The sequence below is a fragment of the Alkalihalobacillus phoenicis genome, from assembly GCF_047302405.1.
GTDB lineage: Bacteria > Bacillota > Bacilli > Bacillales > Bacillaceae_D > Alkalihalobacillus.
Window position 1 is genome coordinate 2,671,178 of the sequence record NZ_CP154853.1, and the last position, 15,531, is coordinate 2,686,708.

Here is a 15,531-nt window from a genome sequence, read left to right on the forward strand (position 1 = left end):
TCGGGTTGCCCACACCACTTTTTGTTAAGTTATTGATAAGGAGGTCATATAGATGGATTTTTTACAGCAAATGAATCGCTCATTACAATATATTGAAGACCATATCACAGAGGAAATTGATGTGAACAAGGTCGCTAAGTTAGCTTATTGTTCGGAATATCATTTTAGAAGGATGTTCTCGTCTTTAGCTGGCGTTTCTTTATCTGAATACATTCGGAGAAGACGATTAACCTTAGCTGCATTTGACCTATTAAACGCTGATTTCAAAGTAATCGATGTGGCGATGACCTATCAATATCAATCACCCGATTCATTTACAAAGGCATTCCAAAAACTACATGGGATTTTGCCTTCCCAAGTAAAAGAAAATGGCCATTTATTAAAAGCTTATCCACAAATGACCTTCCAATTAACGATTAAAGGAGGAAGTGAAATGCAATATCGAATCGAAGAAAAAGAAGCGTTTCAAATTGTTGGTTTAAAGAAAAGAGTCCCTCTTATTTATGAAGGAGTCAATCCAGAAATTGAGAAAATGTGGTTAAGCTTAACGATGGAACAAATAGAGGAATGGAAAAGCCTTTCAAACATCGAACCTTCAGGACTCATTAGTGCTTCAACGAATTTTAGCGAAAGAACTTCAGAATACAGTGAGTTAGATCATTATATTGGCGCAGCGACAACAAATGAAGTGACAATCACTGCCGATAAACTCGAAGTTCCCGCCCAGACATGGGTCATCTTTACGGCAGTCGGTAAATTTCCAGAGGCACTGCAAAATGTCTGGGCCAGAATTTATTCCGAATGGTTTCCATCATCCCAATACGAACAAACAGGTGGACCCGAAATATTATGGAACGAAGACAAAGACATGAGTAAACCAAACTATAAAAGTGAAATTTGGATTCCAGTAATAAAGAGAGAGATTTAATTAACAAATAGTAAATGAGAAATCTTTCGTTTCTCATTTACTATTTGTTTGAGTCATTTTTGTCTAACTAGATTTTGTTCTAAACTTGGTTTATTGGACAATCTCTCTAACTCCTCTTCGCCTTTTGACCTAGAAACTCACTTTATTGGACAATCTCTCTAACTCCTCCTCCCTTTTGTCCTAGAAGCTCACTTTGTTGGACAATCTCTCTAACTCCTCCTCGCCTTTTGTCCTAGAAACTTACTTTATTGGACAATCTCTCTAACTCCTCCTCGCCTTTGTCCTAGAAACTCACTTTATTGGACAATCTCTCTAACTCCTCCTCGCCTTTTGTCCTAGAAACTTACTTTATTGGACAATCTCTCTAACTCCTCCTCGCCTATGTCCTAGAAACTCACTTTATTGGACAATCTCTCTAACTCCCCCTCATTTTTGCCCTAAAAATCCATTTTACCAACTGCTCCACCAATCTCTTCCCGTAATTTCCTCACCCAATAAAAAAAGCACCTATATTTTTTAGGTGCTCAATCTAAGTAATTTAAATTTTAATGGATAAGTGACATTCACCTTTATCAATTAGCTAATCCATTTTCCATTTCTGTAAACCATTCATTGGTGATGCTTGGTTCTTTTCCGTTAATAAATAGAAAATCGTCTCCTTTTTCGATATATATAAAAGGTCCTTTCAAGCTTTGTAAAAATAAACGTCCTCCGCCTAATTCCTCTAAACGAAAATGCCCAACACGACGTTCCATAACCGAAATCCCGTTTGTACGCATATTGATCGTTGGCAGTGAATCGACTTTTTCAATCGTCGTTATTTCATCAAATTCCCAAGTCACTCCGTACATACCACTAATTTTTACCGCATCCTCTGTTACCGTTAAATGAGTCGGGATAAAAGCGGTTGCGGAAATTCCAACAATCAAGATAATTGAGCCAATCAAAATATAAAAATTACGCTTTCTTACTTTTTTTGATTCCATTTTATTAACCACTAGTAAATGACCGAACATATACATGAACATGACGACTAATGAAAGCTCTAGTACATAAGGAACCTTAACTAAATACAAAAGAGCAGCAACAAGTAAAATCAGCCCTGAATTAAACATAATCCAGCCTGTTGCTTGAGGGTATCCACGCTCAATCAACATCTTTTGTTCTTCTTCAGGCTTAGCCCAAAACCCCGATATTAATCCGTAGTATTGCTTTTTTAAAATGAAATAGGCGAAAAGAAAAAACATGACTGCTAATAATAAAATGATAATAAATAATGCCAACTTTTTTTCCTCCCAAATTCTTGTTGTCTATCCTTTTAATATATACGAAAAAACCACTATTTGGTTTCAAAAACTATGCTCGGAAAATCTGTTCTATTTTCCCCTGGCCCGCACTTACCTCCACTTTGGCATAAGCCCCATTAACCAAAGTCACTTGTGGTGGTACATGCCCACAATCAATATCGAAGACAACAGGGATTCCGAGTTCCTCTTCCAACTCTTGATATAGATCAAAAGTTGTATACGCTTCAACTGCCGTTTGCACTTCACTACGTCCAAACATAAGTAAGCGACAATTAACAAACCACCCTGCTAACTTCATTTACACGAGAGAACGTCTCAAGTCGGTTGTGCTCATTTCACAGTTTTCAAAATACCAAATGATTTTCTCATTCTTTGTTAAATAGGTGTGATGGAAAGCTTCGACATCGCCATAAGGTGTCCCGACTAAATGATGGATGACGTCAATACAGCCACCAAGAATGCGACCTTCTGCTTTAACGGCTTGATTCTTGCTCGTTTTCCACTCTGTTTTTTCCGTTAGCTGTAAATCATCATTTGAGTGATCCCACTCTTTTTGATACAGCTTAGATGAATATTGGGTTACCACTTCCCCTTCTTTTGTTTGTAAGACATCTTCCCACATTGCTGTCGTTTCATCCCATTCATCACTACGTAAATCGACTAAATTCGGTCCGTGGGCAGTGGCAATCCCTGTTTTTAATGTCATGGCGAGTAGGAGCATACTCGTATCTGAATAACCTAATACCCATTTTACTGATAGTTTCTCAAAATCGATAAATTCTAATATCTCAATTAAGAGTTCCCCACCCCAAGGCGGAATAATCGCATTGATTTTTTTATTTTCGAGCATTTCTTGAAATTCCTTCGCTCTTTCCTTTGCAGGGGCAGACTTCGCTTTATATTGTGTCCAAACAGTTTCACCAAATTGCAGAGAATAGCCTTTAGTAGCAAGTCTTTGCTCCGCTTTATTTAACAATCTGTGTAATTCTTTATCTACACCTGAAGACGGTGCCGTTACTCCGATTGTGGCATCGTTATTTAATATTGGATATTTTATCATCAAACCCCTCCTACTCGCATTCTACCCAAAAACGCTTAATCACTTCACCATCATCAGTCACAAAATCCTCATCAATCATGCCACCATTTTTAACAATTGTTTTATAAGAGGCAAGATTGTCTTCATCACAACAGACGAGCACTTTTTTTATGCCTAACTTGTTCGATTCTTGTAAAGCCAAAGCTAAAATTTGCGTAGCATACCCTTTTTGACGAGCGGACGGTCTAATCCCATAACCGATATGCCCTCCTTGTTCAAATAAGAAAGAATTAAGGGTGTGGCGAATGTTAACCGCTCCGACTACTTCTTCCTCCTCATTAATAAGCCAATAGGTTGTGTTTTTCACTTGGCTAGCACTTAAACCTACACCTGTTTCTTGTTTTTGTAAAAAAGAAAACATCGCCTCCGCATCATTCGAACTTTCTCTTATCACCCAAGGAACCATCTTTTCTCCACTTTTAAACCACTCATCATAAAATTCCTGATATGGACCAAGCCACTCTTTATTTGCTTTGATTAATTTAACGTTAAGCTTCATTGTTCCCCCTTGTTAGTTCGTTCTCCAACTTCCTTAATCAGTGGCAATTTGATCCGAACTGTAAACAGATTCTTATCATAATAGTAATCGATTTGACCATGATGCCCTTTTACAAGCTTGGAAATAATATATGTACCAAGCCCTTCATGTCCCTCTTCTTTTGTTGTGACACCAAACTTTTCAAAAAGGGTATCCAATAAATGACGGTTTTCAAATAAGGCTGAGTTAGAAAGACGCAACAGATAAATCCCACTTCTTTTTTCTGTTTGTAAGAAAATACTCGCATCTTTTTTTGCTTTTTCCTGATAATCCTTTGCTGCTTCAAATGCATTATCAAATAAATTTGTGAGCAAACTCATTTGATCGACTTGCTTTAACGGAAGCTCTGATAATGGTATTTCGACTTCCCTTCTCCATTCAATCAAATGCTGTTTAAATAATTCATTATAAGTAAACAGTACGGAAACCATTGCTCCACTTTCTCCCTTTATAACATGGTTCAAATTTTGATAATCTTGAAATAGCTGCTGAGAATAAGTATCGACATCAGCCGTTTTTTGTTTATTAATCATTTGTTCTAACGCTGCTGTATGTTTCAAAAAATCATGGCGTTGAGCTCGCACCTCACGAAAATCAACATTAATCTTCGTTAATTTCTTCTCGACTTCATCTAATTCAAGCTTAGTCGCTCCCCAATAACTAATAAGCTCAACTTTAACGACAGCCAAAGCAAGAATACTGAAAACTAACAAAACTAAACCGATCTCTGATTCTATCGATAACATTACCAGCACCATTAAAAAGTGTGGAATGAGAAAAAGATTCATTTCATGTGGGGCGATTCGTGTGCTCTCTTTCATCTTCTTAAAGTAAAAGATCAAAAATAAGCCAGCACTCAAAAAAACTAAAATAGAAATCGAAACAGACGTTTTCATGACTAACAAAATAAAAGCTAGAATGTATAAGCTGAGGCTACTTATTTGCATTATTTTTCTCAATTTATCGCCTCCAACTTTAATTAAAAAATTGCTTTTGCATCTCGTCTAGTTTTGCCTTTGTAATTAAAGCTGTTTTTTTAGTTGATTGGAAGATAACAGAGTAAGAATTTTTAGTATATATTGAAAAGTTTTTGACGTGTTGAACATTAATAATAAATCCACGATGAGACCGGAGAAAGTTAGGATTAGCTAACTCCTTTTCTAAGTCGTTTAAAGTCATATACGTCGTATGAACTTCTTTTGAAGTAACAATTGTTGTTTGACGTCCTGTTCGTTCTACAAAAATGATTTTCTCTTTTTCAATAAAGTGGATTTCATTTTTCTGTTTTAAAACCAACTTTTTCTTCTCAACAACTTCTTCTTTTTTTAAGCGATTAATCCCTTTCATTAATCGTTCCTTTGAATAAGGCTTCATAATATAGTCTAATACATTTAACTCGAACGCATGAACGGCGTAACCACTATAACCAGTTACAAAAATGACATCAATCCCCATTGCATAGCTATTAATAAAATCAGCCAACTCATAGCCCGAGAGATTGGGCATTTCAATATCGGTAATTAATAAATCAATCGATGTCGTTTTAATATATTCATAAGCTTCCTCAGAATTATTAGTTGAAAAGACAACCTCAACTGTTGGCACATCCGCCAATATTGCATTGAGCTTTTCTAAGTCATATTTTTGGTCATCCACTAATCCAACTTTGAGCATATTATTCTCCTTAACTGTTAACACACTTCCAATTTAACCCTCTTCATCTATTATACGGTACTTTCGCGACATAAAAAGCCCTTTTCACGACAATAAGGACGTTTTCAAAGGAAAAAATGAGTATAGTAGGACTATACAAAAAAACGTTCATCGCGGTATCACAGCAACGATTAGAAAGATGGTCGGTACTACTTAAATAAATAAGCTAGCTGCGTCCGTTAGAAGCTCGAAAAAATGGACTGTGCTTTATATTCAAGGAGGTAAAGAGGATGATTAAAATTCAAAATGTGTCACGTTCCTTTCGTGATAAAAAAGTAACCGTTGAAGCTGTAAAAAATATTAGTCTAGCAATCAAAAAAGGCGAAGTCGTTGGACTTTTAGGTGAGAACGGGGCTGGAAAAACAACATTACTACGAATGATTAGTACGGTTCTTGAACCTTCTAAAGGAGAAATTTCGATTAATGGAATTGATATCTTAAAAGAACCGATGAAGGTAAAAGCACAAATTGGTGTTCTTTTTGGCAGTGAAACGGGAATGTATGACCGCTTAACCGCTAGAGAAAACTTGCAGTATTTTGCTCAGCTTTACGGAATGTCTAAACATGAAACGAAGACTCGAATTGATTATTTAGCGACTCGGTTTGGCATGAAGGATTATTTAGATCGAAAGGTTGGTGGATTTTCAAAAGGGATGAGACAAAAGGTGACGATTGCACGGACACTTCTCCATGATCCAGAATTAATCTTACTCGATGAACCAACTACAGGACTCGACATCACCTCTGCGAATATGTTCCGAGAACTGATCCATTCTTTACAAAACGAAGGCAAAACCATTATCTTCTCTAGTCACATTATGGAGGAAGTAAAACAGCTCTGTGAGTCGATTGTAATGATTCATAAAGGAGAACTGGTTTATCAAGGTTCGATTGAAGAACTTTATAAGGAAGAAGAAAGCGAAGACTTAAACTACATCTTTATGTCACGTTTAGTTAGGGGGACAAATTCATGATTCTTAACGTTTATAAAAAAGAAATGCTCGATATGCTTAGAGATAGGAAGACGATTTTATTAAGTGTGTTACTCCCAATTATCTTTAATTTACTCGTCATGTTTTTTATGACCAACTTTTTGTTTAATGATAATGTCGATCAAATTAATGTTGCGATTACTGAAGCAGATTCCACACTCATAGCAAGTTGGGTGAATGAAATAGAAGGAGCCAACCTCATTCCCTCTGAGGATCCATCGGCTGTCTTTTTAGAAGGAGATGCCCATATTGCTCTTATTTTTGACAATCAATTTGAGCAAATGTTGGCATCAGGGGAAACACCGATGATTCAACTTCAATACGATCCAGCAAGTACACGCTCTAGCTCTGCTATGGATCAAATTTACAATGTTTTGGCCGAACAAATGCATGGCATTGTTGCTAGTAATTTAGCTGAGCTTAATCTTGATCATCAAGTGATTGAACCTTTTTATCTCGTTCCACTAACTGCAAGTGAAGAAAATAATGAAACATCACTCTTTATTTTAACGATTTTTGCTCAGTTAATCATTATCCTTTCGATTAATATGGGAGGATTATCGGCGGCAAATGACCTGGTGGCCGGTGAGAAGGAAAGAAAAACGATGGAAGCACTCTTAATGACTCCTGTCCACCGTTTACATCTCGTCTTAGGCAAATGGTTAACGATAGCAACTTTATGTACAATTAGTGGATTTTTCTCGGTCGCTACTTTCTTTTTATACATTTATTTTGTCGGTGGAGAGTTAGGAGAAGCTTTACAAATTGGAGAAAATATCGGAATGCTTTCGCTTAGTCTTGCTGTTGGAATCCTCTCATTCGCTCTACTTATGGCGAGTATTTATTTAATGATTAGTTTATTTTCCAATACGATTAAGGAAGCGAGCAACTATATTTCACCAATCTCTTTCTTAACGATGATTCCTTACTTTTTATTAATTGGTGTATCGGTAAATGAACTATCAACCAACTATTTTATCATCCCCGTTATGAATATCTTTGCTTTAATTAAAGAACTTATTTATGGGGTTTACGATATTACCCATATCCTTCTTGTAGCGGGGAGTTCAGCTATCTTCGTTTCCATTCTCTTCTTGATTGCTTATAAAATGTTTATGAAAAGTAAATATGTATTAGGGAAAGCAAGCTGATATATCTAATAGACACATAGAGACAACGGCTGTCCCATAAAGTCATGAAAATGACCTTATGGAGGCAGCCTTTTGTTTTAAATAAAGTAAGAACCTTCAACACTCGCTTTTTCACAAGTAAAGATTGTGTAATTAGAAGGACGAACGAGACGATTCATTATATTTGATCCAACTGCACGATTTTCTCCATTTCTATTCTAAAATAGGCTAGTGTCTTTTCTCTTTGTGCCTCCGTTTGATTATCATATAATAACTCTTCTAATAACTCAGCAACATCTTCTAACAGTCTTCTCCCTTGAAAAAATAGTAGAGCAGTCTCATTCATTTCGAAACAGGGATTTAATAACTGATATTGTTCCATAAATGTGGCTGCGTATGATTGCTCTTGTATAAACATCAAATCTGCTTCCACTGGTGAAAGTTTGAGTCCTTCCCAGTCAATAATAACAAGTTGATTTGATACTCTCATGACATTCCAATGGTGTAAATCCGTATGACAAAATACATTTTGAGGTGGATTATGTCTTAACAAAACAGCCTTTTTTTCGGTCTCTTTCATTAAATTTTGAATCGCCGGCATATATTGTTCTACTATCACACGAACATCATTAGGAACCTCTTCTTTTCTCATTCGCTCATTTTTAAAATGTGAGAGTAACGGCAGTGTGAAGTCCTCAATCATTGACGGATGAACATCTAGCTCTACTTGGTGACAATGAAGGTCAGAAATCATCTCAGCAAATTGGACAATTTCATTCGTATCTAAACCGCTTTCCCCTACAGTTTCTCCATCAATATAAGGAAAAAGCAAATAAAAAGCAGATTGATCTTCAAATTTAAACTCTTGCTCAAGCGTTTTAATCGGAACAGAAATCCTTTCTTTCAACCTTGGATTCTTTTGTAGTTCAAATGTAATTGGAACATAATAATCAATTAATTCCACCCATTTTTTGATCGATTGCCTATTCTTCAAAAATACTTTTAAAAAATAGGTTTTTTGTAAACTTTCGACCTTATAGGCAAGTGCTGTCCAACCACCAGCAAGGTTACTTACTTTCGTTGCCTTTATTTTAAAATGATTCAAGAGAACTTCTTTTATCTGGTCCATTGTAACCTCCACCCCGAATATTTTCCCTTAAAATGACATACTTCTATTCTCTTTGTAATTAAATCATTCATTCATGATCCATTATCCTACAATAAATGTTAAAATAGCAGAATAATTAGATATAAAAAATAAAGAGGAGGACACGTTTGGATGCAGTCTGTGACCGTTTATCATTACGATGCATTTAGTTTAGAACCAAACCAAGGAAATCCAGCGGGAGTTGTCTTAGAAGCGGATGCCCTTTCCGATAAAGAAATGCAGGAAATTGCCTTTAAAGTAGGCTTTAATGAAACAGCCTTCCACTTAACATCAAAAATCGCCGATCTTCAGTTACGCTATTTTACACCCGGACACGAGATGAATTTATGTGGACACGGTACGATCGCTATCTTATACGCCTTAAAAACAAAAGGGCTTTTAGCTGATAAAAGCGAGCTGACGATTGAAACAAATGCAGGGATTCTTCCCATTAGTATTCAAGAAAAAGACGGGTCCTTTTTTATTACGTTAGAACACGCTCCTCCAAAATTCAAGAAATTTAATGGCTCTTATGCTGATATCGCCTCAGCTATAGGGATAAACAAAAATGAACTGTCATCGGATTTACCGATTATTTATGGCAGTACTGGAACATGGACGTTACTCGTTCCCATTCGTTCATTAGAATCCTTTCAAAAAATGAAACCTAATAATCAAGTTTTTCCTTCCATCTTAAAAGAGATACCTAATGCTTCCCTTCATGTCTTTTGTCTAGAAACATTTGATACTGAAGCGGATATGCATGCACGCCATTTCTCCTCGCCTTATTCAGGCACGATCGAGGATGCCGTTACCGGCACAGCTTCTGGTGTAATGGCAGCTTATTATAAAAAGTACATTCAGAAATCAAAAAAGCCGATCGTTAACCTTGTCATTGAACAAGGCTATGAAGTCGGCAAAAACGGAAGGGTTTATGTATCCGCCACCCCAAATGAAAAAACGAAAGAAATGAGTATTCATATGAGCGGACAAGCGGTATACGTCAACAAATTCGAATTAAATTTGATTGAAAAGATTAAATAATATAAGCATTTTCTAAAGTGACAAGAGGCTACCTCAAAAGTTTAACGAGCTAAACTTTTGAAGTAGCCTTTTTTATTTGCTGTAGCCTATTTTTGATAAACATATTATTTTAAATCAGGTTTGACGACGTTGTTCCTCCTTTTTTACACATCACCTCCGACCAAATCACTCTTGACCGCATTACTCCGCTCTTTTCACACATCACTCCCGACCAAATCCCACGCAACAGTTCCCTTAAAAGATAATCATCTGCCTCATACACAGATAATACGTCATTGCTCCGGATAATAATGCCATTGGAACTGCCCAAACTGGTGAAAGGACAACCATCCCTAACACGAATCCAATAACCGCGGAACTTGGCATCGATAAATAAGCAATCGCTCGTTTGATTCCTTCCATCGTCTCTTCATGTTTCGAGAATGGATAGAGTTTGAAGAACGAATGGCCTTTTAATTCCTTCCAGCTTGACATCATATAATAGTTAAGAAGCGCTAACATAATAAAAAAGAGCACCCACTTTATCCAATTCGCTGGGACAATTAAAATAGCCATTGTTGAGACGCCAGTAATTCTAAATAAACCATTTAATTTTTGAGAATTACGAATAAACAGTTTAATAAAAAGTTCGGTCGTTATATTTTCGGTCGTTCGCTTCCGAAAGATTTTAGCTGAATTGGCTAACAGGAAGACTGGTCGTTTTCGTTGTTTTTTGTTGACTTGATACCCATTTAGACCAACAAGCATTGACGTATATTTGATTCGCTCCTTATTTTCACGAAGACAGTCTTTAAAAAAAGTCGTTGTTAAATTAAGACGTTTTTTCATAAATACCAAAGTGATCGGTACCAGTAAAACAGTGAAAGTGACTTGTAGTGATAAAGGACTCCAATGGAATAAATGAAATAAAAGCCATGTCAGAATAAAGAGCCCAATCGTTCGCAACACCTTTTTCCAACGTTCATATCGCAATTCAAGCAACTGATTAAGATATTGTAAACATAGCCGAAAGAGAATGACAAATGAGCATAACAACGTATAGTCCCACACAGAAACATCTTGGTATACGAGCATAAACGGGGCGATGATGAATGCGATAACTGACACGCTAAAAACATTCAATACAATGGAATAAATGAGTCCGTATTTCTTTATCATTTGAACCCATTCTGGTCGCTGTCTTAAAAACAGTAGATCTCCATCTAATAAAAAAAGTCGTAACGTTCCACTCCAACAAACCAACAAGAAAATAAATGGAATTGTAAACGAAGGTAAATAATAAGCCCACTCCATTTCTCCTTGCCACAGCAAATAAAATTGATAGCCTAAAATAGCAAGCAGTGGTAGTAGGATATATAACCAAACGGTCCAATCGACCATCATCTTCCACAGCTTATACTGATAGCTCCATTCACTTTTCACTCTTTGTTTAAAAACCATTACAGGACTCATCTTCTCCATATTCATTGATCCATCAGCTCATAAAAACAATCCATTAATGAGCCGTCCTTTACGCTGACCAATTGAATGTCATTTAATGTTCCACTCGCAATAACCTCACCATAATTGATTAATAAAAAACGATCACAAATTTTCTCTGCTGTATCCAGAACATGAGTGCACATTAAAATCGCCGCTCCATTTTTTCGTTCCGCTTCTAAAATGACAAGAAAATCTTTAATCGCTTTTGGGTCTAAACCAATAAACGGTTCATCAACTATATATAATTTTGGTTTAATTAAAATCGCGATGATAATCATTAACTTCTGCTGCATCCCCTTTGAATAAGAGCCTGGATAATCATGCTTTGCTTCTTGAAGGCGAAAAATATCTAATAATTGATTCGCTCGCTCATCATAATCAAGGTCTTCTATTTTATTGACTGCTTTGGCTAACTCAATATGCTCCCACAAAGTTAACTCATCATAATATGTGGGCTGCTCTGGTATATAAGCATAATCATTTTGTTTTTGAAAATGAATATTGCCTTCAATGGAATCGACTAGTCCAAGAATCGATTTAATCATCGTGCTTTTCCCAGCTCCATTTGGTCCGATTAATCCAACAAGCTCACCTTCTTGTATCGCAAAACGAATATTATTAATCGCCTTTTCTTTTCCTGTATAACCAGCACTTTGAATGTCAACTTCTAATACGGCCATCTTATTTCTCCCTTCTTTATAAAAATTACGAAGAAAAGGGCTAGCCAATAGCTAACCCACTCTCCATTTCTATTATTCCTCAATCATTACTTTTGGTTTACGGGCTAAACTCATAATTCCTGCGATTAGATAAAATAGACCACCAAACAGACCAGCACCAGATGTAAGAATGGTTGAAATAACTGCTGCCCCGAGGAATAAAGCCCCAGCTAAAACTGGCTTTTTATTTCCTTTTAAACTAACCATCGCGATAATCCCGGCAACGATAGATAAAGAGAAAATAACAAGCATCATCATACCAGAGACACTATTTATATCCGTAATGATAGCATCAACATTAAACGTTCCCTGTAATGAAGGATCCTCTGCTATTACTTCATTAAAAGTATCTCGCAACAAAGCCTCATTATTTTGTAACAACATAATCCCAACTGATATAAGTGTTAAAAACGCGTATCCAATTGCTCCAATAATCCCTAAAATCACTTCACCTGTTCTTTTAATCATTCTTTTTCTCTCCCTTTTTTTAATTAATGCCCAGCTACATCTCTTTTAGTAAAAGCTAACCAAGATAACCCTAAGAAAATAACATAATACACGATTAAGACAATAATAGAAAACGATAACGACATGCCTTCAAACATTGGGCCACTTCCATTAAAATACTGCTGTAAGTTCGTATTAGCAAACAATATGTACTTAGCCCATTCATAGTTTGATAAGGCATTAACAATAATGTTTCCAGAAAACATTAAGAAAATCGCCACCCCGATAGCCATACTACTGCTTCTAAAAATGGTTGAGATCATAAAGGCTAATGTAGCCATCATCACTAAATTAATACTATCAAAACCAAATTGTTTCAAAGACTCTAGCAAATAGGTGGATTCGCCTAAACCATTTGACGTTTCAATAACCATCGCAGGATTCAGTCCATTCAGACCAAAGAAAAGACTCCCGACTAGAAGCGAACTAACCATCAGAAAAGCTAATGTAGTCAACGCAAAAAGTAATACTGACACATATTTAGCAATTAAAATTTTCGTCCTTGAAACGGGACGGATAAGTAAAAGCTTAATCGTTCCCCATTTAAATTCATTCGCTACAATACCGGCCCCGACAATAATCGTAAATAAACTAATAAACGAGGACAGCCCAACATTATCAAATAAGTAGACCCAACCGTCATAGCTTGGTGGTTCAATTCTATTATCTACATAATAGTTATTTTTGGCAATAAGACTGTTATTATAATCAATCATTCCATCCCAACCAAAACTATCATCATTTTGCCATGTTTCGATTTCTTCGGCTAACTGTTCATTCTCCGCCATAAGCTCTTGCTCCCAGTTCTCACTATATTCTGGAATCGCCATTTCATCATTAAAAGCTTTCAAAATAAAAGCGCCAACTATCACTAAAATGAATAAAGCAATATACATCGCCCATGTTGACTTTAAAATATACAGTTTATTTTGCTCATTTTTTACTAACTGAAAAAAGTTACTCAATCACATTCTCTCCTATCAAATCAAAGAATTTATCTTCTAAAGTTGAGCGCATCGATTGTACCTCAAATACTTGGATATTTTGCTCAAGCAACTCCTTCAAGATAACGGGAATCTCTTCTCTTTTTACTTCAATTGTTAATGTGTCTTTTTCCACTACTACCTTTAGTCCATCTTTTTTCTCAAGCAAAGCTTTTGCCTGTTCAAGTGGTTCCACGATCATTTTAACTTCTCTTAACCCGTCTGCTTTATCAGCCTCTTCTTTGACATCTTGTATCGCAACTAATTCTCCATTTTTAATAATGCCGATTCGATCACACATCAATTCAATCTCTGATAATAGATGGCTTGATACGATAACCGCTACATTTTCCTTTTCAGCTAAATTTCTTATGTAATGGCGAATTTCACGAATTCCAGCCGGGTCTAATCCATTTGTCGGCTCATCCAAAATAAGAATCGATGGTTTATGTAATAAGGCTTGAGCGATTCCTAAACGCTGCCTCATGCCAAGTGAATAGCGACCCGCCTTTTCATGAATGGCCTGTTCTAAACCGACTAACTGAATCACTTCTTTTATTCGTTCATCCGTAATTCCAGGAATCATTCTCGCAAAATGTTTTAAGTTTTTCCAGCCACTCATAAATGGATACATTTCAGGATTCTCAACAATACCCCCGACTTCACGAATCGCATTTTTAAAGTCTGTCTGAATACTTTTTCCTTGAATGAGCACCTCCCCTTCTGTAATGCTCATCAACCCTACCATCATTCGTATCGTTGTCGTTTTTCCCGCCCCATTTGGACCTAAAAAACCAAACACTTCTCCGCCTTTAATATCAAAGGATAACCCTTTAATAATTTCCTTTTTTCCTATCTTCTTTTTTACATTTTTTAATTGCATCGCTGTTTTTGACAAACGCTACACCTCCTTAAAAAGTTTACTCTCTCTCTTACGTTCAAACCGAAAATTAGTTTCATATTTTTCTCAGATTTATGATATCCTTTCCTGATTTTAATCTTTTTCTCTCAGACAATTTAAGATTTAACCATTTCTTAATAACTCAACTTTCGCATCGAGAAAATCCGTTCAACTAGTTGGCCGAGCGAAAGGGAAGCTCTTAAACAAATGCCCTTGACACGTTTAAAAAGCGAGAACGTACTATCACACAAAACGGATAAACTGTGCATCAAGAAAAAGATAATATAGGCCCTCCGGCTGTCGCTCCCAAACAAACACTCCGCGTCCTGCAGGAACCTCATGAGCCTCCTCAGCGTTTCACGCTTGCGGGGTCTCATTGGACGGTTTATTCCTGCGGGAGTCTCCGTGTCTGTTTGTCCGCTAGATAATGGAATCGAATCTAGGTTCGGTTTTCTCATTGAATAAAAAAACAGTCATGACTTCAACGTACATGAGCTTGAGAATGATTTTTCTCCTTCCATGACTCATTCCGTTACAGTTGTAAACAAATTCGTGTGGATGCTCTGTACGTTAGCTAGAATATCGAGCTTGTTTCGATTGGAATCCTGTCTTTTCATGACGGCAGACTTAGGAAAAAAATAGGTGGCAACGACCTATTTAGTTCTATAACCAACAAAGGGAAGAAGAAGGTCCTTCTGCGTTAGAAATAGCTGATTGAGAATGGCCCTATCATCAAGCATCTCCACGACACTTAGCGGACAAAACCATACGGAGACTCCCGCGGGAATAAACCGTGGAGCGAGACCCCGCAAGGCTTGCCGAGGAGGCTCGCCAGGTTCTCGGCAAGGACGCGGAGTATGGTTTTGGTAGCGACAGCCGAAGCGCTTCATTTAGTGAACAGTTTCCTTCAACAGCCTACGAAGAGATGTGTTCAGACTGTCAACGATTGAACCGTTCATGTAAAGTCAATTTGAGTCTTGTATCTCCCTAAAGTCAATCTCTATCAACGGTTAAGGGGCAATTATACGCTGCGAAAGTTGA

General features: G+C 36.8%; 14 protein-coding genes and 1 pseudogene. 4 read left to right on the top strand and 11 right to left on the bottom strand.

Annotated features, from left to right (window positions below; genetic code table 11):
• Nucleotides 1-52 precede the first annotated feature (52 nt).
• Complete coding sequence (locus AA0017_RS12765; RefSeq protein ID WP_413374902.1) at nt 53-928, top strand: AraC family transcriptional regulator; 876 nt, start codon at nt 53-55, stop codon at nt 926-928.
• Nucleotides 929-1,500: 572 nt separating this feature from the next.
• Here the strand turns inward: AA0017_RS12765 and AA0017_RS12770 are convergent.
• From AA0017_RS12770 to AA0017_RS12790, 5 genes and pseudogenes are all read right to left on the bottom strand, one after another.
• On the bottom strand, nt 1,501-2,211 hold the full coding sequence (locus tag AA0017_RS12770) for a DUF3784 domain-containing protein (protein WP_413374904.1): 711 nt from the start codon (nt 2,209-2,211) through the stop codon (nt 1,501-1,503).
• A 73-nt stretch (nt 2,212-2,284) separates the two neighbouring features.
• Nucleotides 2,285-3,295 (bottom strand): annotated as a pseudogene (locus tag AA0017_RS12775) (S66 peptidase family protein).
• Between the two features lie 10 nt (nt 3,296-3,305).
• The gene (locus AA0017_RS12780; protein WP_413374906.1) at nt 3,306-3,833 is read right to left on the bottom strand and encodes a GNAT family N-acetyltransferase; all 528 of its coding nucleotides are present in this window, start codon (nt 3,831-3,833) and stop codon (nt 3,306-3,308) included.
• Nucleotides 3,830-4,831: a sensor histidine kinase gene (locus AA0017_RS12785; protein WP_413374908.1), complete on the bottom strand. Its 1,002-nt coding sequence runs from the start codon at nt 4,829-4,831 to the stop codon at nt 3,830-3,832. The genes AA0017_RS12780 and AA0017_RS12785 overlap by 4 nt, the downstream gene beginning before the upstream one ends.
• 16 nt (nt 4,832-4,847) lie before the next feature.
• A complete protein-coding gene (locus tag AA0017_RS12790; RefSeq protein ID WP_413374910.1) occupies nt 4,848-5,546 on the bottom strand; it encodes a LytR/AlgR family response regulator transcription factor in 699 nt (232 codons plus the stop codon).
• 269 nt (nt 5,547-5,815) lie between these two features.
• Here AA0017_RS12790 and AA0017_RS12795 point away from each other — a divergent pair, with 269 nt between their 5' ends.
• Nucleotides 5,816-6,559 carry an ATP-binding cassette domain-containing protein gene (locus tag AA0017_RS12795; RefSeq protein ID WP_413374912.1) on the top strand — a complete coding sequence of 248 codons (744 nt, stop codon included), beginning with the start codon at nt 5,816-5,818 and terminating at the stop codon, nt 6,557-6,559.
• On the top strand, nt 6,556-7,728 hold the full coding sequence (locus tag AA0017_RS12800; protein ID WP_413374914.1) for an ABC transporter permease: 1,173 nt from the start codon (nt 6,556-6,558) through the stop codon (nt 7,726-7,728). Before AA0017_RS12795 ends, AA0017_RS12800 begins: the two co-directional genes overlap by 4 nt.
• 157 nt (nt 7,729-7,885) lie before the next feature.
• On the opposite strand, the gene AA0017_RS12805 is transcribed toward AA0017_RS12800, so the two are convergent.
• A complete protein-coding gene (locus AA0017_RS12805) occupies nt 7,886-8,836 on the bottom strand; it encodes an aminoglycoside phosphotransferase family protein (protein WP_413374916.1) in 951 nt (316 codons plus the stop codon).
• 150 nt (nt 8,837-8,986) lie between these two features.
• Here AA0017_RS12805 and AA0017_RS12810 point away from each other — a divergent pair, with 150 nt between their 5' ends.
• A complete protein-coding gene (locus tag AA0017_RS12810; protein WP_413374918.1) occupies nt 8,987-9,898 on the top strand; it encodes a PhzF family phenazine biosynthesis protein in 912 nt (303 codons plus the stop codon).
• 234 nt (nt 9,899-10,132) lie between these two features.
• Here the strand turns inward: AA0017_RS12810 and AA0017_RS12815 are convergent, their stop codons facing one another.
• From AA0017_RS12815 to AA0017_RS12835, 5 genes are all read right to left on the bottom strand, one after another.
• Complete coding sequence (locus AA0017_RS12815; RefSeq protein WP_413374920.1) at nt 10,133-11,359, bottom strand: ABC transporter permease; 1,227 nt, start codon at nt 11,357-11,359, stop codon at nt 10,133-10,135.
• A gap of 2 nt (nt 11,360-11,361) precedes the next feature.
• On the bottom strand, nt 11,362-12,060 hold the full coding sequence (locus AA0017_RS12820) for an ABC transporter ATP-binding protein (protein ID WP_413374922.1): 699 nt from the start codon (nt 12,058-12,060) through the stop codon (nt 11,362-11,364).
• Between the two features lie 72 nt (nt 12,061-12,132).
• The gene (locus AA0017_RS12825; protein WP_413374924.1) at nt 12,133-12,567 is read right to left on the bottom strand and encodes a DUF4064 domain-containing protein; all 435 of its coding nucleotides are present in this window, start codon (nt 12,565-12,567) and stop codon (nt 12,133-12,135) included.
• 23 nt (nt 12,568-12,590) lie between these two features.
• The gene (locus AA0017_RS12830) at nt 12,591-13,571 is read right to left on the bottom strand and encodes an ABC transporter permease (RefSeq protein WP_413374926.1); all 981 of its coding nucleotides are present in this window, start codon (nt 13,569-13,571) and stop codon (nt 12,591-12,593) included.
• Complete coding sequence (locus AA0017_RS12835; RefSeq protein WP_413374928.1) at nt 13,564-14,487, bottom strand: ABC transporter ATP-binding protein; 924 nt, start codon at nt 14,485-14,487, stop codon at nt 13,564-13,566. The genes AA0017_RS12830 and AA0017_RS12835 overlap by 8 nt, the downstream gene beginning before the upstream one ends.
• Nucleotides 14,488-15,531 lie beyond the last annotated feature (1,044 nt).

Bases quoted from the DNA above. Each gene is read 5' to 3' on its own strand.
- AA0017_RS12825 (WP_413374924.1), bottom strand. From the start codon at position 12,567: ATGATTAAAAGAACAGGTGAAGTGATTTTAGGGATTATTGGAGCAATT.
- AA0017_RS12800 (WP_413374914.1), top strand. From the start codon at position 6,556: ATGATTCTTAACGTTTATAAAAAAGAAATGCTCGATATGCTTAGAGAT.
- AA0017_RS12815 (WP_413374920.1), bottom strand. From the start codon at position 11,359: ATGGAGAAGATGAGTCCTGTAATGGTTTTTAAACAAAGAGTGAAAAGT.
- AA0017_RS12810 (WP_413374918.1), top strand. From the start codon at position 8,987: ATGCAGTCTGTGACCGTTTATCATTACGATGCATTTAGTTTAGAACCA.
- AA0017_RS12780 (WP_413374906.1), bottom strand. From the start codon at position 3,833: ATGAAGCTTAACGTTAAATTAATCAAAGCAAATAAAGAGTGGCTTGGT.
- AA0017_RS12820 (WP_413374922.1), bottom strand. From the start codon at position 12,060: ATGGCCGTATTAGAAGTTGACATTCAAAGTGCTGGTTATACAGGAAAA.
- AA0017_RS12765 (WP_413374902.1), top strand. From the start codon at position 53: ATGGATTTTTTACAGCAAATGAATCGCTCATTACAATATATTGAAGAC.
- AA0017_RS12795 (WP_413374912.1), top strand. From the start codon at position 5,816: ATGATTAAAATTCAAAATGTGTCACGTTCCTTTCGTGATAAAAAAGTA.
- AA0017_RS12805 (WP_413374916.1), bottom strand. From the start codon at position 8,836: ATGGACCAGATAAAAGAAGTTCTCTTGAATCATTTTAAAATAAAGGCA.
- AA0017_RS12790 (WP_413374910.1), bottom strand. From the start codon at position 5,546: ATGCTCAAAGTTGGATTAGTGGATGACCAAAAATATGACTTAGAAAAG.